Source organism: Streptococcus infantis SPAR10 (assembly GCF_000279535.1).
Classification (GTDB): Bacteria; Bacillota; Bacilli; order Lactobacillales; family Streptococcaceae; genus Streptococcus; species Streptococcus infantis_I.
The window spans coordinates 58,256-83,125 of record NZ_ALCH01000001.1 but is presented as its reverse complement, the minus strand read 5'-3'; the positions used below and the strand labels follow the sequence as shown (position 1 = coordinate 83,125).

The 24,870-nt window shown below is 39.8% G+C and carries 17 protein-coding genes and 1 pseudogene; 5 read left to right on the top strand and 13 right to left on the bottom strand.

The annotated features are described in order from the left end of the window. Positions 1 to 14: 14 nt before the first annotated feature. Positions 15 to 1,532: a 4-alpha-glucanotransferase gene (gene malQ, locus SPAR10_RS02520; RefSeq protein WP_004250468.1), complete on the bottom strand. Its 1,518-nt coding sequence runs from the start codon at positions 1,530 to 1,532 to the stop codon at positions 15 to 17. 416 nt (positions 1,533 to 1,948) lie between these two features. Between malQ and SPAR10_RS02515 the strand changes: the two genes are divergently transcribed. The 5 genes from SPAR10_RS02515 (at position 1,949) to SPAR10_RS02495 (ending at position 7,476) form a co-directional block, all read left to right on the top strand. Continuing rightward, a complete protein-coding gene (locus tag SPAR10_RS02515) occupies positions 1,949 to 3,217 on the top strand; it encodes an extracellular solute-binding protein (protein WP_004250466.1) in 1,269 nt (422 codons plus the stop codon). A 123-nt stretch (positions 3,218 to 3,340) separates the two neighbouring features. Then, positions 3,341 to 4,630 (top strand): carbohydrate ABC transporter permease, encoded by a 1,290-nt coding sequence (locus tag SPAR10_RS02510; protein WP_004250464.1) that lies wholly within the window; start codon positions 3,341 to 3,343, stop codon positions 4,628 to 4,630. Position 4,631: 1 nt separating this feature from the next. Beyond that, positions 4,632 to 5,474 carry a sugar ABC transporter permease gene (locus SPAR10_RS02505; RefSeq protein ID WP_004250462.1) on the top strand — a complete coding sequence of 281 codons (843 nt, stop codon included), beginning with the start codon at positions 4,632 to 4,634 and terminating at the stop codon, positions 5,472 to 5,474. A gap of 205 nt (positions 5,475 to 5,679) precedes the next feature. Further along, on the top strand, positions 5,680 to 6,480 hold the full coding sequence (locus SPAR10_RS02500; protein WP_004250460.1) for a DUF1189 domain-containing protein: 801 nt from the start codon (positions 5,680 to 5,682) through the stop codon (positions 6,478 to 6,480). Between the two features lie 9 nt (positions 6,481 to 6,489). Further along, the gene (locus SPAR10_RS02495) at positions 6,490 to 7,476 is read left to right on the top strand and encodes a LacI family DNA-binding transcriptional regulator (protein ID WP_004250458.1); all 987 of its coding nucleotides are present in this window, start codon (positions 6,490 to 6,492) and stop codon (positions 7,474 to 7,476) included. 53 nt (positions 7,477 to 7,529) lie between these two features. Here SPAR10_RS02495 and SPAR10_RS02490 read toward each other — a convergent pair whose 3' ends face one another. The 12 genes and pseudogenes from SPAR10_RS02490 to SPAR10_RS02440 all read right to left on the bottom strand — a co-directional run bounded on the left by SPAR10_RS02490 (position 7,530) and on the right by SPAR10_RS02440 (position 24,648). After that, on the bottom strand, positions 7,530 to 8,471 hold the full coding sequence (locus tag SPAR10_RS02490) for a YitT family protein (RefSeq protein WP_004250457.1): 942 nt from the start codon (positions 8,469 to 8,471) through the stop codon (positions 7,530 to 7,532). Beyond that, positions 8,449 to 10,212, bottom strand: a complete 1,764-nt coding sequence (gene aspS, locus SPAR10_RS02485) for an aspartate--tRNA ligase (protein ID WP_004250455.1) — start codon at positions 10,210 to 10,212, stop codon at positions 8,449 to 8,451. Before aspS ends, SPAR10_RS02490 begins: the two co-directional genes overlap by 23 nt. A 137-nt stretch (positions 10,213 to 10,349) precedes the next feature. Beyond that, on the bottom strand, positions 10,350 to 10,565 hold the full coding sequence (locus tag SPAR10_RS02480; RefSeq protein WP_004250454.1) for a hypothetical protein: 216 nt from the start codon (positions 10,563 to 10,565) through the stop codon (positions 10,350 to 10,352). Between the two features lie 18 nt (positions 10,566 to 10,583). Continuing rightward, the gene (locus SPAR10_RS02475; protein WP_004250453.1) at positions 10,584 to 11,225 is read right to left on the bottom strand and encodes a CPBP family intramembrane glutamic endopeptidase; all 642 of its coding nucleotides are present in this window, start codon (positions 11,223 to 11,225) and stop codon (positions 10,584 to 10,586) included. A gap of 9 nt (positions 11,226 to 11,234) precedes the next feature. Continuing rightward, positions 11,235 to 11,957, bottom strand: a complete 723-nt coding sequence (locus SPAR10_RS02470; protein ID WP_004250452.1) for a DUF3169 family protein — start codon at positions 11,955 to 11,957, stop codon at positions 11,235 to 11,237. Between the two features lie 13 nt (positions 11,958 to 11,970). Then, a complete protein-coding gene (locus SPAR10_RS02465; protein WP_004250451.1) occupies positions 11,971 to 12,321 on the bottom strand; it encodes a PspC domain-containing protein in 351 nt (116 codons plus the stop codon). Next, complete coding sequence (locus SPAR10_RS02460) at positions 12,318 to 12,521, bottom strand: hypothetical protein (RefSeq protein ID WP_004250450.1); 204 nt, start codon at positions 12,519 to 12,521, stop codon at positions 12,318 to 12,320. The genes SPAR10_RS02465 and SPAR10_RS02460 overlap by 4 nt, the downstream gene beginning before the upstream one ends. Next, positions 12,521 to 12,727 carry a helix-turn-helix transcriptional regulator gene (locus SPAR10_RS0101770; protein ID WP_001176235.1) on the bottom strand — a complete coding sequence of 69 codons (207 nt, stop codon included), beginning with the start codon at positions 12,725 to 12,727 and terminating at the stop codon, positions 12,521 to 12,523. Before SPAR10_RS0101770 ends, SPAR10_RS02460 begins: the two co-directional genes overlap by 1 nt. Before the next feature lie 9 nt (positions 12,728 to 12,736). Continuing rightward, a pseudogene (locus tag SPAR10_RS11315) lies at positions 12,737 to 13,152 on the bottom strand (hypothetical protein). Between the two features lie 66 nt (positions 13,153 to 13,218). Then, the gene (gene pgfM1 / locus SPAR10_RS02450; RefSeq protein ID WP_004250446.1) at positions 13,219 to 16,182 is read right to left on the bottom strand and encodes a glycosyltransferase PgfM1; all 2,964 of its coding nucleotides are present in this window, start codon (positions 16,180 to 16,182) and stop codon (positions 13,219 to 13,221) included. A 209-nt stretch (positions 16,183 to 16,391) separates the two neighbouring features. Continuing rightward, complete coding sequence (locus SPAR10_RS02445; protein WP_004250443.1) at positions 16,392 to 18,179, bottom strand: Ig-like domain-containing protein; 1,788 nt, start codon at positions 18,177 to 18,179, stop codon at positions 16,392 to 16,394. A 154-nt stretch (positions 18,180 to 18,333) separates the two neighbouring features. Beyond that, the gene (locus SPAR10_RS02440; RefSeq protein ID WP_004250441.1) at positions 18,334 to 24,648 is read right to left on the bottom strand and encodes a G5 domain-containing protein; all 6,315 of its coding nucleotides are present in this window, start codon (positions 24,646 to 24,648) and stop codon (positions 18,334 to 18,336) included. Between the last annotated feature and the right edge of the window lie 222 nt (positions 24,649 to 24,870).

The following is a 24,870-nucleotide window of genomic DNA, read 5'->3' as shown; positions in this document are numbered from 1 at the left end:
CTCCTGATAATGTCTTATTTCTTTAATTCTACCAAATTTTCATTGATTCGGCGATAAATTGTAGTCAAGTCAAGCAAAGTTTCTTCGACAGCAGGAGTCAATTGATCCTCTGTCATACGCCATGACCAGTTTCCACCAAGAGTAGATGGGAAGTTCATACGAGCTGAACCATCCAACTCTAGCAAGTCTTGCATGGTAGCGATAGCCATGAAGCTAACTGATGAAAATACTGTGCGAAGCATTGCGTGTGGCACTGTTTCATACTCTTTACGGTTCGTGTAACGAGCCATGTATTCACGAGTTGGATCGTCAATCTCATTACGGTACCAACCAAGAACTGTATTGTTATCGTGTGTTCCTGTGTACATAACTGAGTTAGCTGGTGCCAAGTGTGGGCTGTCGATACTTTCGTGCTCTGGATTGAAGGCAAATTGAAGGACTTTCATTCCTGGGAAGCCAGTGCGCTCGCGAAGCTCGATAACTTCGTCAGTCATAAATCCAAGGTCTTCTGCAATGATGTTCAAGTCACCAAGTTCTTCTTTAACCGCTGCAAAGAGTTTGTAATCAGGTCCTTTCACCCATTTACCAGGTGCCGCTGTTTCAGAACCCGCAGGGATTTCCCAGTAAGACTCAAATCCACGGAAGTGGTCGATACGCACGATGTCGTAAATCTTAAAGCTTTCACGCAAGCGTTCAATCCACCACTTGTAACCATCGCGATCCATTGCTTCCCAGTCATAGATTGGGTTACCCCAAAGCTGACCAGTCTCAGAAAACTCATCTGGTGGGCATCCTGCAATGCAAGTTGCTTTTCCGTTTTCATCAGTTTTAAAGAGGTGTGGATTTGCCCACATATCGCTTGAATCTTCAGCAACATAGATTGGCATATCCCCCACAATCTCGATGTGGTTTTCGTTAGCGTATGCTTTCAATTTCAACCATTGTTGGAAGAAGAGATATTGGGTTACTCGGTGGAAAACAAGTTTGTCTGTCAATTGTTCACGGTAGCTTTCAAGAGTTGAAGCTTTACGAGCACGAGCATCTGCATCTGGCCATTCTGTCCAAGCAAGATTATCAAAATGTTCCTTGATAGCCATGTACTCTGCAAATAGTTCAAGCCATGATTGATTTTCTTGAGCAAATTTTTCGAAGTCTTTGACATCTCCAGCTTCAAGGAAACGTTTGACAGCTTTCTCTAGAAGTGGACGACGTGCATAGTAGATTTTAGCGTAGTCAACTTCAGTTGGGTTGCTACCAAAGTCCACACCTTCAAGATCACTTGCTTCCAACAAACCTTGCTCCACCAAAATATCAAGGTCGATAAAATGAGTGTTTCCAGCAAAGGCTGAGAATGATTGGTAAGGAGAATCTCCGTAGCTAGTTGTTCCCAAAGGAAGGATTTGCCAGTAACGTTGCTTTGTACGAACCAAGAAGTCAACGAAATCATAGGCGCTTTGACCAAATGATCCGATTCCGTATGCTCCTGGAAGTGATGAGATGTGCATCAACACACCGCTTTGACGTTTTTTCATATTAGCACCTCAAGTGTTTATATTGTTAATTATTTCAATTTTGCGCAAACGTTTGCGCTAAGTCAAGTATACCCCATTTCTAAAATAAATGCAAGCGTTTGTAAAAAAAACTTTTTCCCTACTTTTTATTTCCGAAATCGGAAATTCCCTATATTTTAAATTTCCCCCTCCCTTTGTTTCGTCTTCTATTTATGCAATCGTTTCCCTTCGATTATTTTTGAATTGAAATTTACACGATTTCCTATTTCTCTTCTATTATACAAACAATTTTAGGAATTAGCCAGTCACAAGCTTTTTAAAATTTTTTCAAAAAAATGCTTGCAACCGTTTTCTGTTTGTACTATACTAAGGTCATAAGGGAAAACGTTTGCGTTTCCTCGAAATTAAAATTTGTTATTCTTTAGGAGGAATACACTATGTCAACTAAATTCATGAAGAGCGCTGCTGTACTTGGTACTGCTACTCTTGCTAGCTTGCTTTTGGTAGCTTGCGGAAGCAAAACCGCTGATAAAGCAGCTGATTCATCTGCATCAGGAAGCAAAGAAATTACTTTCTACGTTGAAGACCAATATAAAGCTTACGCTGAGAAAGTTGCTGCTGCTTATGAAAAAGAATCAGGAACAAAAGTTAACATCAAATCTGGTGACCAACTTGGTGGACTTGACAAACTTTCACTTGACAACCAATCAGGTCAAGCCGCTGACGTTATGATGGCTCCATACGACCGTGTAGGTAGCCTTGGTACTGACGGACAACTTTCAGAAGTAACTTTGAGCGACGGTGCTAAAACTGATGACACTACTAAATCTCTTGTAACTGTTGGTGGTAAAGTTTACGGTGCTCCAGCTGTTATTGAGTCACTTGTTCTATACTACAACAAAGACTTGATTAAAGAAGCTCCAAAAACATTTGCTGACTTAGAAAACCTTGCTAAAGATAGCAAATACGCTTTCGCTGGTGAAGAAGGTAAAACTACTGCTTTCCTAGCTGACTGGACTAACTTCTACTATGCATACGGACTTCTTGCTGGTAACGGAGCTTACGTATTTGGTGACAACGGTAAAGATCCTAAAGATATCGGTCTTGCTAACGATGGTGCTATCGCAGGTATCGAATACGCTAAAACTTGGTACGAAAAATGGCCTAAAGGTATGCAAGATACTGAAGGTGCTGGAAACTTGATCCAAACTCAATTCCAAGAAGGTAAAACAGCTGCTATCATCGATGGTCCTTGGAAAGCTCAAGCATTCAAAGATGCTAAAGTAAACTACGGTGTTGCAACTATCCCAACTCTTCCAAACGGTAAAAACTACGCAGCCTTTGGTGGTGGTAAAGCTTGGATCATCCCATCAAGCACTAAGAATCTTGAAGGCGCTCAAAAATTTGTAGACTTCCTTGTTTCAACTGACCAACAAAAAGCATTCTACGATGCTACTAACGAAATCCCAGCTAACACTGAAGCTCGTGCTTATGCTGAAGGTAAAAACGATGAGTTGACTACAGCTGTTATCGAGCAGTTCAAGAACGCACAACCAATGCCAAACATCTCTCAAATGTCAACAGTTTGGGATCCAGCTAAAACAATGCTCTTTGAAGCTGTAAGTGGTAAGAAAGATGCTAAAACAGCTGCTAATGATGCTGTAACATTGATCAAAGAAACAATCCAACAAAAATTTGGTAACTAATTGATTGATTCAAGGGAGATAATTTAAACATCTCCCTTGATTTTTAGATATATTGACAATGTTTTCAGCAATTTTGCTGATTAGCATCGAGCTCAATGCTCGTATCTTATGAAAGGAGCACTCATGGAACAACAACCAAAAAAAGCAGCCTTGCTTTCATTGATTCCTGGGTTGGGACAAATCTACAACAAACAAAAAGCTAAAGGTTTTATCTTCCTTGCTGTAACAGTGGCTTTTGTCCTCTATTTTATAGTACTTGCAGCACCTGAATTGAGCAACTTAATCACGCTTGGTGAAAAACCTGGCCGTGACAACTCTCTCTTCATGTTGATTCGTGGTGCATTCCACTCTATTTTTGTAATTGTTTATCTAGCCTTTTATATTCTCAATATTAAAGATGCTCACACTATTGCAAAACGTATCAATAATGGCATCCCTGTCCCATTGACACTTAAGGATATGATTAAAGGTATCTATGAAAATGGATTCCCTTACTTGCTTATCATTCCATCTTACGTTGCCATGACATTTGCCATCATCTTCCCGGTTATTGTAACCTTGATGATTGCCTTTACTAACTACGATTTCCAACACTTACCACCAAATAAATTATTGGATTGGGTTGGATTGACTAACTTCACAAATATCTGGAGCTTGAGTACCTTCCGTTCAGCCTTCGGTTCTGTTCTTTCTTGGACTATTATCTGGGCTTTATCTGCATCTACTTTGCAAATCGTACTCGGTATCTTTACAGCTATTATTGCTAACCAACCATTCATCAAGGGTAAACGTATCTTTGGTGTTATCTTCCTTCTACCTTGGGCGGTTCCAGCCTTCATCACTATCTTGACATTCTCAAACATGTTCAACGATAGTGTTGGTGCTATCAATACTCAAGTTTTGCCACTTTTTGCTAAGGTTCTTCCTTTCTTAGATGGCGTTCTTATTCCTTGGAAGACAAATCCAACTTGGACTAAAATTGCCTTGATTATGATGCAAGGATGGCTTGGTTTCCCTTATATCTACGTCTTGACTCTCGGTATCCTACAGTCTATTCCAAATGACTTGTATGAAGCAGCTTATATCGACGGTGCAAACGCTTGGCAAAAATTCCGTAACATCACTTTCCCTATGATTTTGGCTGTTGCGGCGCCTACTTTGATTAGCCAATACACCTTCAACTTCAACAACTTCTCTATCATGTACCTCTTCAATGGTGGTGGTCCTGGTAGTGTCGGTGGTGGAGCTGGTTCAACCGATATCTTGATCTCATGGATCTACCGTCTGACAACTGGTACAGCTCCTCAATACTCTATGGCAGCTGCCGTTACCTTGATTATTTCAATCATCGTCATCTCTATTTCTATGATTGCATTCAAGAAACTACACGCATTTGATATGGAGGACGTCTAAGATGAATAACTCAGTCAAAATCAAACGTAGACTGTCTCAAACCCTTACTTATCTTTACTTAATTGGACTTTCAATCGTTATTATCTATCCTCTTTTAATCACGATTATGTCAGCCTTTAAGGCCGGTAACGTTGTGGCCTTCAAACTCGACAGCAATGTCAATTTCAGTCTTGATAACTTCAAAGGGCTCTTTACAGAAACCTTGTACGGCACATGGTACCTCAACACTTTGATCATCGCTTTGATCACTATGGTTGTTCAGACAAGTATTATCGTACTTGCTGGTTATGCCTATAGCCGTTACAACTTCTTGGCTCGTAAACAAAGTTTGGTCTTCTTCTTGATTATCCAAATGGTGCCAACAATGGCCGCTTTGACTGCCTTCTTCGTTATGGCCCTCATGTTGAACGCCCTTAACCAAAGCTGGTTCCTCATCTTCCTCTACGTTGGTGGAGGTATCCCGATGAATGCTTGGTTGATGAAAGGTTACTTTGACACCGTGCCAATGTCTCTTGATGAGTCTGCAAAACTTGATGGTGCAGGACATTTCCGCCGCTTCTGGCAAATCGTTCTCCCTCTTGTTCGCCCAATGGTTGCTGTACAAGCACTCTGGGCCTTCATGGGACCTTTCGGAGACTATATCCTCTCTAGTTTCTTGCTTCGTGAAAAAGAATACTATACAGTTGCCGTTGGTCTACAAACCTTCGTCAGCAATGCGAAGAACTTGAAGATCGCCTACTTCTCAGCAGGTGCTATCCTCATCGCTCTTCCAATCTGTACACTTTTCTTCTTCTTGCAAAAGAACTTCGTTTCAGGACTTACAAGCGGTGGCGACAAGGGGTAATATACCCCCGCCACCCTTTTTCATTTTTGAACTTGTACATCGATTGTCTGGTGAGAAACAAGAGCTTGCTGAGATTACCTTGTTAGTTAGTGGACGAATCATAACAATCATTCACTTTTACCAAGGATTCTACTATCCCCGCTTGAAATAAAAAACATTTCTCTATATAATACTCATATAGAAAAATGCCTATAGAAAGAGATTTATGTTACCATATCCATTTTCTTATTTTAATAGTATTTGGGGATTTCGTAAGCCCCTCTCTCATCGTTTTGGTCTAAACTGGTTTCAACTGATTTTTACCAGTATTTTCTTGATTAGCTTATCCATGGTGCCTATTGCTATCCAGAACAGTTCTCAGGAAACCTATCCTTTAGAGACGTTCATCGATGATGTCTATGCTCCTTTGACGGACGAAGTCGTTCAGGATCTAGCTACCAATGCTCAGATTGTAGATGGTAAACTAAGCTATACTGGTTCGACTCCTCATCAAGCTTCTGTACAAATCGGGGCTACTGCTAGTTCAAGTTTCCCTAAGGAATTACTTCTTAGCTTTGAACCCGAGCATCTCGTCATCAGTAAGCAAGGAAAAGAACTAACCAGCATTCGCTATCATGCTATCACAACTGATAGTTTCCAAAGCAAGGAAAGCTTGACTCAGGCTATTTCTAAAGACTGGTATCAACAGAACCGCGTCTATATCAGCCTCTTCCTAGTCTTAGTTGCTGGTTTTCTATTTGGACTCAATTTTTTCATTGTAGCTTTAGGTGCTAGCCTTCTGCTCTACTTCACGAAAAAATCTCGTCTCTTCTCATTTAAGACCTATAAAGAGTGCTATCATTTCATCTTGAATTGTTTAGGATTACCAACTTTGCTTGCCATGATTCTCGGTCTCCTAGGCCAAAACATGTCAACTTTGATTACTATTCAAAATATTTTATTTGTTCTGTACCTGGTCACTATCTTTTACAAAACGCATTTTCGTGATCCAGACTACCATAAGTAGGAGATTATTATGCCTGTTACGATTAAAGACGTGGCCAAGGCTGCAGGAGTTTCTCCTTCAACCGTAACCCGTGTTATTCAAAACAAATCAACGATTAGTGACGAAACAAAAAAACGAGTTCGAAAAGCAATGAAAGAGCTCAATTATCATCCTAATCTTAATGCTCGAAGTCTTGTTAGCAGTTATACGCAAGTTATTGGCTTAGTCCTTCCAGATGATTCAGATGTTTTCTACCAAAACCCTTTCTTCCCTTCTGTTCTTAGAGGGATTGCACAGGTTGCCTCGGAAAATCACTATGCCATTCAGATTGCGACTGGTAAGGATGAAAAAGAGCGTTTAAACGCCATTTCACAAATGGTCTACGGAAAACGTGTGGATGGACTTATCTTCTTGTATGCTCAAGAAAATGATCCCTTGGTACAACTGGTTGTCGAGGAGCAATTCCCCTTCCTCATTCTTGGAAAATCACTTTCTCCTTTCATTCCGCTTGTTGATAATGATAACATCCAAGCCGGATTTGATGCGACCGAATATTTCATCAAAAAAGGTTGTAGTCGCATTGCTTTCATTGGTGGTACCAAGAAACTCTTCGTTACCCAGGACCGTCTGACAGGTTACGAGCAAGCTCTTCAAGAACACAATCTGCCTCTCGATAGTCACCGTACCTTCTTTGCAGACGAGTTTCTAGAAGAAAAGGGCTATAACTTTAGTAAACAACTCTTTAAACACGACCCTCAGACCGATGCTATTATCACAACGGATAGCCTCTTAGCTGAAGGTGTCTGTAATTACCTCAACGAACACCAGCTTGATGTTCCGGTTCTCAGCTTTGATTCGGTCAATCCAAGATTGAATCTAGCTGCCTATGTTGATATCAATAGTCTTGCTCTTGGTCGAACTTCATTTGAAACCATTCTTCAAATCATTAATGATGTCAAAGAGAATCGTCAAATCTGCTATCGTCAGGTGATCGCACACGAAATCGTTGAAAAATAAAAACCAACTCTCTATTTTGAGTTGGTTTTTTTGTATCCTATTTACCTGAACAACTAGTTTTCAACTTCGACAAATCGCCCAAGAATATGGACATTTTCTGAGACAGATACAAAGGCTGTCGGATCCACTTGTTTCATGATTAGTTTAAAATCATTAAACTCTGCGCGAGTGATAACCGTTATCAAAACTGCCTTACGCTCATGGTTATAGGTCCCTTCCGCATCGTGAATCATGGTCGCACCACGGTGTAATTTGTGATGGATTTTCTCAATGACTGCGTCAGGATTGCTAGTGACGATCATGGCCTGCATGCGTTTCTGTTTGGTGAAAACTGCATCTGTTACACGGCTTGAGACAAAGATCGTAATCATGGAATAAAGGGCATATTTCCAACCAAATGTCAAGCCAGCAATCAGCATGATTGTCCCGTTCACTAGGAAGGAGATGCTTCCAACGTTACGACCTGTCTTCTTGCGAATAGTCAGGCTGACAATATCTGTTCCACCACTGGAGATGTTATGGCGTAAAGCAAAGCCGATTCCCAGTCCCATGACGACCCCACCAAAGAGAGCATTGATGATTGGATCCTCTGTCAAGACCACCACTGGCACAAACTGGATAAAGAGCGAGCTCATGGATACCGTGATAAAGGTAAAAATCGTAAACTTATATCCAATTTGGTACCAGGCTAAAATCATCAGCGGGATATTGATAGCGTAAAATGCTACTGAAATTGGGAAATAAAAGCCAAACAAGTGATTACTAAGCGCAGAAATAATCTGAGCCAAACCTGTTGCTCCACTTGAATAAACATGTCCTGGTTGGAAGAAAAAATTGACAGCTACTGCTGATAGAAAACCATATACTAGAGAAGCTGAAATTTTTTCATCGTATTTTTCTCGGGAGATACTTTGCAAAACACGCAAAATCTTCACTCGGTGAGCAAAGCGGCGCAAATAATAGTGCCACTTTTTAGTTAGTTTCGTTTGTTTCATCTTGTTCTACTTGTAGATTGAGTTCTTCTAATTGTTTAAGAGCTACTGTTGATGGCGCTTGGGTCATTGGGTCAGTTGCTTTGTTGTTCTTAGGAAAGGCAATCACTTCACGGATATTTTCTTCGCCTGCTAAGAGCATTACAAAGCGATCAAGTCCGATAGCCAAGCCACCGTGTGGTGGGAATCCATAGTCCATGGCTTCCAAAAGGAATCCAAACTGGTCATTAGCTTCTTCAACTGAGAATCCTAGGGCCTTGAACATGCGTTCTTGGAGTTCTTTTTGGTTGATACGAAGGCTACCACCGCCAAGCTCATAACCGTTCAAGACGATATCGTAGGCAATGGCACGGACATTGGCCAAATCACCTTCAAGCTCATGAGCAGTTTCTGCTTGAGGAAGCGTAAATGGATGGTGGGCGCTCATATAACGACCTTCTTCTTCAGACCATTCAAACATTGGCCAGTCAACTACCCAGAGGAAGTTAAATTTGTCGTTATCAATCAAGCCAAGCTCTTTGGCAATACGTCCACGAAGTGCCCCAAGTGTTGCATTGGCTACTTCAAGCGTGTCAGCCACAAAGAGAACCAAGTCTTTATCTCCAAGACCAAGCGCACTTATTAAATCGCCTTGAATGCTAGTCAAGAATTTAGCAACAGGTCCGTTCAATTCTCCATCAACAACCTTAACCCAAGCAAGACCTTTAGCACCATACTGTTTGGCTACTTCTGTCATTTTGTCGATGTCTTTACGTGAGTAGTTGTCTGCTGCACCTTTGACCACAATGGCTTTAACAGCAGGTGCTTCTGAGAAGACTTTGAAATCGACACCCTTGACAAGATCTGTCAAGTCCTGAAGCAACATCTCAAAACGAGTATCAGGCTTGTCAGAACCATAAAGAGCCATGGCATCATCATACTTCATACGAGGGAATGGCAGCGTTACTTCAATCCCTTTTGTTTCCTTCATCACGCGCGCAATCAAGCCTTCTGTGATATCTTGGATTTCTTGCTCAGTAAGGAATGAAGTTTCCAAGTCAACCTGAGTAAATTCAGGCTGGCGGTCACCGCGCAAGTCTTCGTCACGAAAACATTTGACGATTTGGTAGTAACGGTCAAATCCAGCATTCATCAACAACTGTTTTGTAATCTGCGGACTTTGAGGAAGTGCGTAAAAATGCCCTTTATTGACACGAGATGGCACCAAGTAGTCACGCGCCCCTTCTGGTGTTGACTTAGAAAGGAATGGCGTTTCCACATCGATAAATTCCAACTCGTCCAAGTAGTTGCGGATCGAATGTGTCACCTTGGCACGAAGCTTAAGGTTCTCCAACATCTCTGGACGACGAAGGTCAAGGTAACGGTAACGTAGGCGTGTATCGTCGTTTGCCTCAATGCCATCCTTGATTTCAAATGGTGTTGTTTTGGCTGTATTAAGCACAGTAAGAGCCGTTACATTCAGTTCAACCGCTCCAGTCGCCAGTTTATCATTTGCCTGCTCACGTGCTGCAACCTGACCAGTAACCTCGATGACAAATTCACTACGAAGGCTTTCAGCTGTTGCCATCACATCTGCAGAAACTTTTTCAGGGTTGATAACTAACTGCATGATCCCTTCACGGTCACGAAGGTCGATAAAGATCAATCCACCCAAGTCACGACGACGGGCAACCCATCCTTTCAAGGTAATTTCTTGTCCGATGTGCTCCTCACGAACACGACCAGCATACATACTACGTTTCATGTTTTCTCTCCTCTTGTATTCTGTTACTATTTTACCATAAAAGCGCAGGCTCTTCATGAAAATCAGCAGAAAAGTTGAGAGAATCCTCTTATAAATGAAAAAATCCAGCAAAGTCATTCGCTGGATTTAGGTTTTCTTTATTTTTTACGCTTTTCAGCAATCCCTTCTGTTTTCTTAGGAAGGACAATTTCTGTCACATAAGCTGTCGCAAATCGTATCACTCCTGCGATAGGAGCAAAGATAATCGCTAGATTGTTATAAAAGAAATCCCCCTTAATGAAATAGACAAGTAGGCCGATGACAAAGAAGAGAAATACAGCCTGAATAACTGCTAATAATAGTACTCGTTTCATGATTTCCTCCTGAGTCTATTATAGCATGACTATCATTAAAAATGCGATTAAATTATTCAAAGCATGTAGGGCTATACTATAAGCCAAACCACCTTTACTGATATAAGCCAAGCCCATGCTAAATCCAAGTGAAGCATAAACTAGGAACTGTAGTGGAGTTCCAGGAAAATGAACAAGAGCAAAAATGAGACTACTTACAAGAAGAAAGATAGCTGTTTGCTTGATGTTATCTTGCTGAGGGAAGACAAAGCGAGCTAACATACCTCTAAATGTTAACTCTTCTGTCAGAGGTGCAAAGACAACCACCATAAAGAAAGAGAAAAGAGGTTGATTATGAGTCAATTCTTCTACCATCTTTTGATTGACTGATGGATCATGTGGTAAAAAGTTTTCTGCAACAATGACAAGGACCCATACCAAAGCTGGTAGCCAGATGTATTTGTTAAGGGCCGTTTTTTCTATTGTAACAGTTCCTGTCTTATACCACTTGTAGGTAACGAAGGTGAAGATTCCTGCTAATAAGACATAAACAGGGACAGCAACGTAGCTAGGTGCTCCCAATATCAAGGCGGCTAAACCTACGCCCTGAATAAAACTATAGACCATAAGAAATGATAAGAAGGCAAGGGTAAACCATCCAATATTTTTAAGTGTTTTCATAATATTCTCCTATTTAAAATAACGTTTTATCATCGGTATCTGCATTATATTGATATAAACATGGACAACAGCTACGGCTAATAGGGCTAATAACTGAATTTCTCCTGTTAGTACAGAAACGATATCAATCAAAATATACAAACCTGGTAAAACATATTGGTTTAATTGGAATAAAACCCGAAAACTCTGTTCCAAATTAGCTTGTCGTTCTCCTTCGTCGTAAGAATTTATATAATCTAACACATCCTTTGGAATAGAGAAAAATGCCAAATCAAACTGACGAACAATCGAAATCGTCTTGAAAAGATATTTTTGAAGTACTGCAACTAAAATAAGAGCTGGGAAAGAAAGTCCTAGAACGATAGAACTTGTATGGAGTATTATCACTTCATTCATAGAGATAAATAAAGCTAATATAGTCATAACTGAAGCAATGTTAAACGCAAGCGTACCGAACTCAAGATTTCGATACATTTGCACATAATAAGTTTTATTCACATCGTCATCTATTTCCATTTGATATAAAGCATGGAATTTCCGACTCTTTTTTAAGAAATAGATAGTTAAAAAAATGCTAATTAAAGCTATCAATAAACAAGATGCTGAAATCCAAGGAACTAGAGTATTCAAATTAAAACTTGTCCCCAATGCCCAAGCACGGCCTGCAAGCATACCAGTAAAATAGCCTAAAACAACAGTCACTAAGAAGTATAAAATTCGTTTCTTTTTCATATTCATCCTCCCTCTAAACCAATCCAACTAACCACTGACCAAATGCTTTCCCTGATTCGAAGATAGCAGTCAAGCCTTCTGTTCCAAGTGATACCAAAATCAAACAAACAGCAAGTAAGAGAATAGCTTGATTTCCTGCTTTTTTTGCTCCATCTCCCAAGGGCTCATTTCCAAGCCAACCTGCTAGATAGGCATAGAGAGTTACTGTTATAATCCCAATCTCCGTTGAAGAAAGAAACAAGAAGACTGTCATCAAACGAACGACGTTGGTCTGGATGTTAAAATAATTTCCTAGACCCGCACAAACACCTGCAAGTTCTTTGTGCTCAGTATCTACTTGAAAACCTGCTAAAAATTCTTTCATAATTCTTCTCCTTTTAGAATCTCTTTAAACTTTATCTTTTTCCCTACCCATCTAAAGACTAATAGTAGCACTATATTATTCCAGAAGAGGTACTTGCCTTCTACGAACGTAAACCAACCAAATAGGCTTCCAATCATAGCCAAAAGATTTACGATAAACACAACTATAGATAGATAATAAATCACTTTATACTTGTTCATCACTCATCCTCCTCTAAGCGAAAGACCGACTCGACCGGCTCATTGAATATCTGAGCAATCTTCAGGGCAATGACGATGGATGGGGTGTACTCATCCCGTTCTAGCAAACTGATGGTTTGCCTGGACACGCCAGCTAGTTTGGCCAGCTCGGTTTGATTCAGGCCATCGCGAGCCCGAAGCTCTTTTAGACGATTTTTTAGTTGCATGTCACACACCTACTCTCCGTCAAATTCAACAGTTTGGATATCCTCAATACGTTGCAACTTGAATTTTTCTTTCCCCTTTTTATCAACATGACGTAGTTTGACCCATTCCTCATCAACATCCACAACTTCCCATAAATTTGTTCCAAACACTTGTCCAACGATTGTTGGGCTTTTCCCAATTAATTCTTGCAATAATCTTGACATATCTATATTTCCTTTCTCTTTTCTTTCGATTACCTTTAACCTCTTCTCTAACCGCTTGATTTTTTTAGATTGACTACTATAAATCAAGACGAGAAAAGGAAAAAAATCCATACCCACATGTGGCTCCCTCCTATTTTTTTATTTCTTAACTTGATTTCATTGTAACACATCTTTTTATTTTTGACAAGCATATTTGTCAAAAAGTTTAAGATTTTTGTCATTTTGTAAAAGAAAACGGTCAGGAATGGTATCCTGACCGTATTTTTTTATAGTTGATAAAAGATTGCTTACTCAGCTGATGGAGCGTCTTGATTTTCTTTCAGCTGGTTTTTATCATCCTTCTTGTAATTTCTTCTGACGATATAAAGCGTTGTTAGACTGATGAGAGTCAATACAGCACCTGTAACCCTTCCTTTTTGAGAGAAGACAAATTCTACTTTGTGTTGTCCAGAAGTAATCGGGAATGAAATAAAGCTGTTCCATGCTTTTGTCACAGGGACATCCTTACCATCCACCTTCACCTTCCAACCCTCACTATAAGGGATAGAGGTCATCATGTATTTACTGTCGTCAGTAATATTCACTGAACCGACGATATGAGTATTCGAGAATTTCTCAACTTGTAGACCTTGTTCCTTCCGCTTTTCTAAAGCACTTTGAATTTGACTGATTTCTGCGCGGTAAACTCCTGCGTTTGAAAGGTCAACCTTGTCTGTTTTAAAGCGGAACTCCAGTACAGACTCTTGATTCTCTGCATTGTCAGCGATTTGCCATAGTTGACGTTGCGTATTTCTCTTAGAATGAGTGAACCACTTGCCGTTCAGAAGGACGGAGTAATCTTTCTCTGAATTTAGACTTGCTGGTACGAAGAAGTAATAGGTCAAGTTTGTTCGCGGAGTAATTCGGTAGCGAACGATTGCATCCTTAGAAGAATCCACCCGCTTGTAGACTGCAGTTCCTTTTTCTTTGTCGACATTTTCCTCAGTAAGATTTTCTGTTTCAACATCTCCGTAAGCTAGGGGTTTGAAGTAGTCGAGATAATTCTCTTCGCCTTTTTTCACGCCTTCCATAGAGTTAAGGATGATATTTTGATTTTGGATAGCGTTGTTTCTACCAAAGTTGATGTTTCTTACTAAATCATTTGTTCCATAGGCTAATGGGAAAGAATTTGGATTTTCGTACACGATATAGCGTTCATCTTCGTAGACCTTCTGCGTGAAATAACGCTGCATATCAAAACGACTTGCAAAACGTGTGAAATACATTCTCTCAGGATGAGCTTCTTTCTCAGTAGGATCCAGGTCTTTGACATCCATATAGTAGCGAACACCGTATAAGGCATCTGTCAGAGGAGTTCCATTTTCATACTCTGTCGCTGCATTAATCCCTTGGTCACCCATAAAGGCAAATTGATCCATGGTCGTACGCTCTAAGCTTGAACTGAAGGTACTTAAACCTGGGTAGGAAACAAGCGATGGCACTGTTTTTGAATAGGCAAAGGTTGTAGCAATTCGGTAGAATGGTTGATCTGCTTGTTTCTGAACATCGTCTGTCACTTGTTTTACAGATACCGTCGCATCTACAAACTTGTCTACATCTGCATACCCAAAGGTCACTTGAGATAGATAGGCATTATAGCCTAACTCAAATACTGTCAGAGTTGATAACAAGACAACAGCTAAGCGAATCATTCGTGGACGTAGCAAGGCCAGTACAGCTAAGTAAATGAGTAGAGTTAAGACTACACGAGAAAAGAGATAACCTGTTTGCAACAATAACAGCAATACCACCACAGATCCAGCCGCAATCACCAATACCCTCTCCTTTTCTTTCTGGGACTTGGCAGAGCGTTCCCAGTATAGATAAAATCCTATAGCTGTAGCTGATACAACCAGTGTCACAATGGCAATAAAATGGCTATTGATAAACAGAGTTAGAGCCTCAGGTTGTTTTTTGGGTAGATAGGTAAAGTCTTTAGTATAGAGGTAGATTGCCGATAAGACTAGGGCTACAACTGATAGCAATTTCCCTCGGCGAGAGATTCTAAATTTCTCTTTTAACGCTTGATAGGCTAGAAGCAGCATGAAGAAAGAGAATAACCATGAGAAGCGGAAGAAGAATCCGGCAGGGTTCTGTCCCATATGCCAAATCTTACTAACAAATTCGTTTACAAAGGAAGTAAAGAAGATGAGAGTAACCACTCCCGCAGCCCATCTTCTTTCTTTGACTATCTCTCTTGATACAAAGTACAAGATAAAGCCGATAAACCCGAGAGCTCCAATATAGATATTTGGCAGGTTTGGTCCAGCTGCCCAACCTGATTGCGCATCAAAGCCCCCGATAGTTAGTTTGGATAAAATGTCTAAGGGATTAATCTGAAAGGCCATGGAAAATGTCATGGCCCCTCCTGCTTGTCCCTTACTTTCAATCAAGTTGAAAAATACTGGAACAAATAAGATTGAAGCCGCAGTAGACCCTAGGATAGAGTAGAGAAATACATCCCATAAGGGTTTGACGTAATGTTTGAGTTTTACTTTCCATGTCCCCTCGATAGAAAGACGAGGTGAAAGATAATAGCAGGTATATAAGACAACAAATAGCGATATCATATAGCCCATGTAGAATTGAAGGAATACCGTAAGACCAAGTACAAAGGCATATGGATAAGCCGCTTTGCCATCTAACAACTGCTCTAGATATAGGATGACAAGAGGAAGCATGAACATGGCATCATAAAAGATAACATTCATCTGGTAGGATACCAACATACCAGACAGGGCATAAGCTGTCGCAAACAAGGGAACCATCCATCGTTTTGACTCTGCACCCTTATAACGTTTAATTAAGAGATGAGCAAAGGAAAGTCCAAAAGCTCCATATCTGAGCCAGATTGTTAGAAAAACAGATAACCCTATATATTTTAAAGGCAGCAGAACATAAATAACATTGAAAGGGCTCATCAAATAATAGCCCAACTCACCAACCATATCTCCACCTATAGATTTAGTAAAGGAATATGTCAGACTACTTAAATCACCAGATAGAATGGCATTCTTTAGCAATCCATAAAAACTAATATACTGCTGATCAAAGACAACTGTCATTAAACTTTTATTTCCAAAAGGATAACTCCCCATGAAAAACCATACCACCAGCATGATGGTCATTGGTAGCAAGGCACTACTGACATAAAGGACACCCTTCGGATATTTTTCCTTTAATTTCTGCCATTGTGTCAACCAATTTTCCATTATTGATTTCTCCTCTATGTTTTTAACCAACTTCTGTTTGTTGTTTGCCACCGGCTACGTTAGCTAGTATTGTAATGTTGGCTTTGTGACTTTGTGATAAGTAGGGTTTCCCCTTGAAAAGGGAAGGATAGTATCTACTATTCCATCATTTTAACATTTAAAAAAGGAGAGAGCAATGCTCTCTCCTCTCTAAAGAAATTTATCTAATATTATTTAGTAAATTTACGTTTCATTACTACAGTACCTGACAAGATTACCACACCTGCCAATACAAGTACTAGGCTTGTAGCTTCACCAGTAAATGGAAGAGTTGGTCCTTCTTCTGTTGTAGTCGTTGTATCTGCAGGTTTTGGAGCCTCAGTCGTTGTTGGAGCCTCAGTTGTTGTTGTAACTTCTGAAGGAGCTTCTGTTGTTGGAGCTTCTGTTGTTGTTGGAGCTTCTGTTGTCGTTGGTGCTGCAGTTGTTGATTCAGTAGTCGTTGTTGACTCTGTTGTTGATGCAGTCGTTGATTCAGTAGTCGTTGTTGACTCTGTTGTTGATGCAGTCGTTGATTCAGTAGTCGTTGTTGACTCTGTTGTTGATGCAGTTGTTGATTCAGTAGTCGTTGTTGACTCTGTTGTTGATGCAGTCGTTGATTCAGTAGTCGTTGTTGACTCTGTTGTTGATGCAGTCGTTGATTCAGTAGTCGTTGTTGACTCTGTTGTTGATGCAGTCGTTGATTCAGTAGTCGTTGTTGACTCTGTTGTTGATGCAGTCGTTGATTCAGTAGTCGTTGTTGACTCTGTTGTTGATGCAGTTGTTGATTCAGTAGTCGTTGTGGTTGTTGTTGGAGCTGCAGTTGTTGACTCTGTTGTCGTTGTGGTTGTTGTTGGAGCTGCAGTTGTTGACTCTGTTGTCGTTGTGGTTGTTGTTGGAGCTGCAGTTGTTGACTCTGTTGTCGTTGTGGTTGTTGTTGGAGCTGCAGTTGTTGACTCTGTTGTCGTTGTTGTAGTCTTATCACCGCTACCTTCACCTGAACCAGTCTCTAAACGAGTATATTTAGTGATAGTACGTTCATTAGGGAAGTTAGTTGCTTTCCACTTCAATGTGTTAGCTACTTTAGTTTTTGCTGGAAGATCTTCTGTAAGTTCTGTTGAATACTCAATCCAAATTGGCCAGCCCCAAACTTCTTTTAGTTCAAATTTGAATCCTGTGATTTGACCTGCTGCATTTCTTGTGAATTCAGCTGTCTTAGTGAAGTTATCGTCTGGAGTCAACTTGAAGAGTTCATTTTCATTTTGGATTCTGTTTGGTTGTTTTGGGTAACGAACTGCACGCAATGTACCTTCTACAAGAACTTGACCTTTATCACTGAAGTCATCTTCGATAACCATGTTATCCATTTTATCTTGAACAGCATTCAAAAGGATACGCCATTTGATACGTTTAGGGTTTTCTTTGTCTTGGTAACCGTATTTGTACTCATAGTCACCTGGAGTACCTACGTATTGCTCATAGGTTACATTGTAAGTTTCTTCACCAAACTTAAATGTGTACTTACCAGATTCTTTCAAATTTGTTGCGTTCGGACGAACTGAGTATTTCAAAGACATGACTTTGTCTTTGTAGTTTTTAGAGAAGTAATCCGTGAAAGTAATGGTTACTTTACCAGTTTTTGGATCCGTTACGGCATCACCAACCTTTTCACCGTTGGCGTGAAGGATTGGGAACTCAAGTTTAGTAACAAGTTCCAATTCTTTTGGAAGGTCCAAAGTCAAAGTATCCCCAGCATTAATCGCTTGTGAGTCTGGGAAAGTAAGGCTATTTGTTGCCTCCAAGACACGACCAGTCGTAATCTTTTTGTCCGCAGTTATAGGTTTACCATCAACCTTAACTTCTGTGTGCATAGTATATTGAGTTACTTCAGTAGCGAAAACTGTCGTCAGTGTCGCCAATGAAAGAACTAAGATGCTTAACATCGCTAAAATACGCGTAGTGCTAAGTTGTGAATTCTTCATCACAATAAACTCCTTTAATTTAATCAGACAAATCATAGCATTTTTTTAATCCTTTTACAAGCCCTTTTTAGTTGTTTTTAAAGGATTTTTTATTGTTTTTTTGCTAAGAATGTTCTTTTTTGTTTTTTTATTCATTTTTAGACGTATTTCGTCTTTAACGATCGTCTTTTTTCTCTCGAATTCCGACCAAGGTTAAGAACATCATCAAGATTCCAAGCAGGCTAATCCACCAGTTTGATTGGTCTCCAGTCTCTGGTAGGAGCTGGTCTTGGACAACTGGCGCTTCAGCTGTTTGAGGTTCTTGAGCTGAAACTGCTAATGGCTTCATTTCCTCCTCCTGTTTAAGAGTTGGAATTGCTGGGATAACCTTATCGGCTGGTACCATTGGTTTCGATTCGGGTTTCAATTCTGGCTTCTCAACCAGTGGTTGAAACTCAGGGATGTGAGCCTGTGGTTTTTCAACCAGTGTTCCGATTTCAATAATCTCTGTTTGTGGTTCTTCTAAGACTTCTGAGCCAAGCAATTCTTTCTTAATCACAACTCCATTCTGCAAAGTCAAACGATACATATATTGACGTTTTCCTGGTTTACCTTTTTGTAGAAGAATTTGTGTACCTTTAGCAAACTTAGGATTTTCAACTATTTGTTTCTCAAAGTCAATTTCTTCTACTTGGATGAGTTCCTCTTGTGTAATAGTAGGAATTCGTTTTGTCCCTATCAAAATAACACGATTTACTGCTTTTCGGATAACTTTCGTATCAACCAATGTTGCAGAACGTTCTTCATCATTGAAGTAGTATTTTTCAAAAGTCTTATGGATGAGTCCATCTTGACCTTCTTGGAAAACTCTAGTTTCACCTTCTGGTAAGCTATCATCATTGCGATATTCTGTTTGATGAGTAATGACCTCATCCTCAGTTACTAGGACTGTACGCTCAACTCCAGTACCCACCACAAGAACTTGGTTGACAGGTTGAGTCGTGATCACAGTTCTTAGATACTCACGTTGAGTTTCTTTACCATTGACATAGGTTACTTGATAGTAGTCTGTTTGAGTTCCTTCTTGGCCCTCTACTTCGACCAGACGGTAGCTAACAGGCTTAGTCTTGTCCTCACGAACGATGATATTGTAAGGAATTGAACTTGTTGTGCTGATTTCCCTAGTTTCAGTAACTTGAGAACCGATATGGATGATCTGTTCTAGAGCTGGACGTAACTCCTTGATGCTAATCAAATCAGTCTTGACCAGAACACCATCTCTGTAGGTTAGTTGATAGACTTTTTCAACTAGACCTGCACGACCTTCTTGAACAAGTTTATGTTCACCCTTCGGCAAATTTTCATCTATAACAGTCACAGTTCTAAAATCAGTTTCCTCGGTTCTAGTTTCTTGCTTGACTGTAATATTTGGAACATGTTTTGTTCCGACTAAAATGATGGTTGGAACTGCTTCTCTGACAACTTTAGTTTCGATTAGTCTTGAAGAACGTTCTTCATCATTGAAGTATTGCTTCTCGATTGTCTTATGAATTAGACCATCTTGACCTTCTTGGATAATCTTCGTTTCACCTTCTGGAAGAGTGTCATCATTACGGAATACCGTTGATCTTGTGATTCTCTCTTCTTGAATTTCGAAGATTGTGCGTTCGATACCAGAACCTTCAACTAGGACTTTATTGACAGGTTGAGCTGTAATGACTGTTCTGAGGTGTTCACGCTTAGTTTCCTTGCCATTGACGTAAGTTACTTGATAGTAGTCTGTTTGAATTCCCTCTTGGCCCTCTACTTCAACAAGGCTGTATCCAACTGGCTTGGTCTTATCCTTACGGATAATAACATTGTATGGAATTGGACTTGTTGCGTTGATTTCCTTAGTTTCAGTGACTTGAGTACCGATATGGATAATCTCATCTTGGACTTTCTGAACTTCCTTGCTACTGATTAAGTCTGTCTTAATCAAGACTCCGTCTGTGTAGGTCAGTTGGTAAACTTTTTCTATGATTCCATTTTGACCTACTTGCACTACCTTGGTCTCTCCTTTTGGTAGGTCAGGATCTTCGATCTTTTGGGTCTTATAAGCAATATTCTCAATTTGAGTATTTTGCTCTACCTTGATCGTCGGTACATGTTTTGTACCTACTAAGATGATAGTTGGAGTTGCTTCTTTAATCAGTTTGCTGTCTACTAATTTCGTAGAACGCAATTCGTCATTGAAGTATTGTTTTTCGATTGTCTTGCGAAGGAGACCTTCCTCACCAACCTGAACAACTTTTGTTTCACCTTCTGGAAGAGTATCATCATTACGATACTCAGTTGTGCTGGCTACTTTATCTTCTTGAATCTCTAAGAGAGTTCGTTCCACGCCTGCACCTTCGACGATGACCCTATTGATAGCTTCTTTAACAACTGTTGTCTTAAGATGTTCGCGTTTTGTTTCTGCTCCGTTGATATAGGTAACTTTATAGAGATCTGATTGTTCTCCGTCTTGACCTTCAACTTCCACGACCTTATAACCAATTGGTTTCGTAATATCTTTGCGAACTATTACAGTGTATGGAATTGGACTTGACTCACTTGCTTCTCTAACCTCTTTAACACGAGTTCCTACTTGGATGATTTTATCCTCAGGCTCTATAGTGATGTTAGATTCAACAAATGTTCGAGAAGTTTCTTCACCGTTCACCTTAGTTACAGAGTAGCGACTTGTCTTTTGCCCCTTCTTACCAGGCTGAATAATCTTAGTTGTTCCTGAAGGAAGTTGGTCTGTAAATTCCTCAACAGTATTGTAGTCAATTACTTCTGTTTCTTCTACAAGTTCCGTTGTCTCAACAATAGGTGTTGAATTACCGACACGGACGACACGATTGACAGCATCTGTAACCTTGTGTTCCGAAACGATAGTACGACTAATCTCATTACCATTCTTATAGCTTACCAAGAATGTTCGGATAATTTGTCCAGGACTACCTTCTTCCTCGACAACACTTTCACCTGCCGGAAGTGTATTGTCAGCGATATAGATTGTCTTAAACGGAACATCAATCTGCTCATCCACTGTACGTTCTGTCATTTTAGAAGTTCCGATTACAGTGATTTCATCAATCGCTTTTGGATCTTCCACTTTCGAAAGTTCCTTGCGAGCAACTTCAATATCGTCCTCATAGGTGACTTCATAGGTTATTGTTATTGCCCCTGGGGAACCCACTTGAGTAACCTTGTTGTAACCCTCAGGTTGGGTTTCGTCTTTTTCAATGACCTTGTTGAAGTCTTTTTCTTCGACAACAACTACGGATCTGACTGAGACAACCACACCCAGACCTTTAACAATAATCTTGTCTTTCTTCTCTTTGAGGCTGTTTTCATTGACTAAGGCACGGTCAACAAGTTCATCATTGAGGTAAGTCAGTTTGTATTGCTTTTCAATTCGACCTTTCTCACCGTCTTGACGGACTTCTTCGTAACCTTTTGGTTTCGTGTAGTCATATTCGATGACAGTTTCAAAGTCTACATCTTTGATTTCAGTAGTGTATTCTACTTTTTCTACTGCACTACCAACTGTGATAATACGTTTAACTGGTTGATCAATCACTTTTTCAGACGTCAAAGTCTTACCAGCTTCCTTACCATTCAGTTTTCTGATTTGGTAAGTCTTTTCAACAGAACCGTTCTTACCAGCTTGATTTTCAAATTGGTAAGTCTTTGGTTTTGTTGGATCCGTTCTAACCTCTGTATCGTATTCGACCGTTTCTTTCTCAGAGACAGTTTCAAAGGTTTCTGTCGCTGTACCAATCAAGATAATCTCTTTTGTAGGTTCAAGAATTGTTTCTTCAGAAATGATCTGACGTCCTACTACTTTATCACCAACTTTGGTAATCTTGTATACATTAACTTTCTTACCAGCGATACCTTTTTGAACAGTCTCCTTAAATCCAATAGGAAGCTCGTCTGTCTCACGAGTTTCGATGATGTACTCTGTTATTGTCGTTGTACGAAGTGTTTCAACCGTTTTATCACCAACGATATCCACTGGAGCTAATGGTTTGCCGTCTAGAGTGTTACGTCCTAGGAAGACATTCTTACTCTTAGCATTCAAGTTCACCCATTCCCCATTGTATAGTCTAAAGAAACCATTTTTGTTTGGTGTGTCTGCGATGAATTTGTTGTCTGTTGCTGTTACTTTAACACTATCGTTGAGACGGTTGATACCAAAGAAAGCTTGCATCAAGTCTTTGATAACTGCTCCGTCTGTTTTACGAGTGACATCGTAACGTTGCCATGGCTCATTGTCTTTATACTTGAAGGTATTGCTATTGACGTCAATAGAAGCTGCGTTTGTACTTTCAATAGCGACCGCATTCTTCCATCTTGATTTAATTTTCGATACGGTCAACTCATTGTTGTCAATGTTGATGCTTCCTCTAGTCTTGGTAAATGGTACTTTTGTAACCTTGTTGACACGTTTTCCAGTAGTACGGTCAATAACACTTGCTACATAAGTTGTATCATCATTGATGTAAATCGGTAACTGCTTGATGTCATCTACTTCAATCTTGTTTCTTGAAATAGTGATGTCACCTGAACCGCCACCTTCAACACCTCTAGATGCTTGAGCAGTATTGTTGTTGACAGAGATGATATAGTCTGTCGAATCACCAGTGATGGTGTTTCCTTCAATGTTTAGGCTATAATCATTTGAACTTTCGTTGTTTCTAAAGAGAATACCAAATGTTCCTAGTTGTCCATTTTCAAATGATTTTGTTAAACCTTCAATGGTGTTATTTGAAATGACATAACGACCTTTATCAAGAGGTTTGGTCCATTTATGGTTTTTCTCATTTGTCAGGATAGAGATGGCTGTGTAACCACGGTAACGAGCTGGATCATCATCATCGTTTTCCAACTTAGAGTTTGGATCTTGTGTTACCTTGTTGTTACGAATAATGACATCTGTCATTGGATTGGCACGGTTATAGACCTCAATACCATTCAAACGGTCTCCAAGCGAGACGTTGTTTTCGATGAGGATCTTATTCCCGTCGTGAATATCCAAGCCTTTACGGTAGTTGTAGTTTGTATAGTTTCCAGTATAGGTAATGCCATCATTATAAGACCCTGCCATTGAGGCAGCACCATATCCAGTACCACCGTCCAACACATGACCGTTGTATGACAGGATATTATTGTCTACCACAAAATTACGTTGGTAACCGAACATAACACCAGCAACACGGTTGTTATGAAGGAAAGAGTTGGTTACCTTGTTACCGTCCATGATAGGAACATCTGGATCTCCAATAGACTTGACTTCATTTGAAACCTTCTCAGAGATACTGCTGTAACGGATTGGTCTACCGCTAGCATCATACTCTTGAGCTGTCGCCTTGCTTGAACTAAAGAAGACACCGGCTCTGTTGAATTTCATAGCACGAACATCATTGATCGTAACATTTGAAGAATCGTTTACGTAGATACCGTTTGAACGCCCAAAGTAAGATTTTCCTTTACGGTAAAACTCATTATCCTTAGTGTAGTCTGATGAATCATAGGCGTGCTCAACAGTTAAGCGGCCTACAGTAAAGTTATTCTGATTTTGAATGAGGACCGCAGACTCGTAACGGTTATCCGTCAAGTTTGTTTCAGGATCGTGCTCTCCATCTTGCTTTTTGTTAAACACAATTTTTGTATTGTTACGACTTGGACCACTACCAATCAAACCTTTTACATTGGCATAGTTCTCATCGATAACCAAGGTTTTCTTCAAGAGGACATTCCCTGAAACCATTACGGCAGCTCCTCCCTCGACCTCATTGGCTGCTTTCAGAGCTTTTTGAAGAGAATCACTTGCTTCAACCTTACCTGTTGTATCTAATCCGAAATCCGTAGCTTTTACATACTTACCGTATGTTGCATCTTCATATACTTTTGTATTGCTAGCAGCAGCTCTTCTGCGACGAACTTTAGGGATTGTAGATGCCTCTTGAGTTTTCTCTTTAGAAGCATCGGATAATTTCTTATCCCCCTCAGCAACTGATGTTTCTGCTTTGCTTTTCTTCTCAGCTTCTGGTTGCTCTTTTTCCCCTTTATCTGACTTTTCTTTATCTGCTTGTTCTACATGTGGTTTCTCTTGGACAGGTTGTTCTGTTGCTGGTTTCTCTCCAGCAACTTCCTTCTCAGCAGGAGCCTTGTCTGCTTCCTTTTCTGCCACTTCCGTTGTAGTAGTAGAGTCTTCTGGCGTTAAAACTGCAGACTTACCCTCATTAGTTATCGCCTCTTTCTTGTCTGTAGCAGTAGTTGCACTCTTTTCATTTAAGTTCTTATTTAATGAAGTGTCTTTTTCATCCTGATTTTGAACAACTGTATTATTTAAAAAATCAATTGTATCAGCTTTGACATGCACTTGACTTAATTGGAAGGTAGTTAAAATCCCAATTGTCAATAGTGAATATTTTGTTGATTTTTTAATATTCATTTCCTTTTTCTCCAAATTCTCATTTAACCATCATCTCTTTATAAGATTTGAATTATGCATAAATATTTTCATCATACCTAAATTAGGGCGCAATATGTTCATTCTATTCTATACAATAATACAGTGACCAAGAGGGAAAGTCAATAAATTTTAACCAAAATTTTGATTTATCCAACTAATACCTTTTATTTGCTATTTTTTCTAATATTTGTGTCTTTTTGG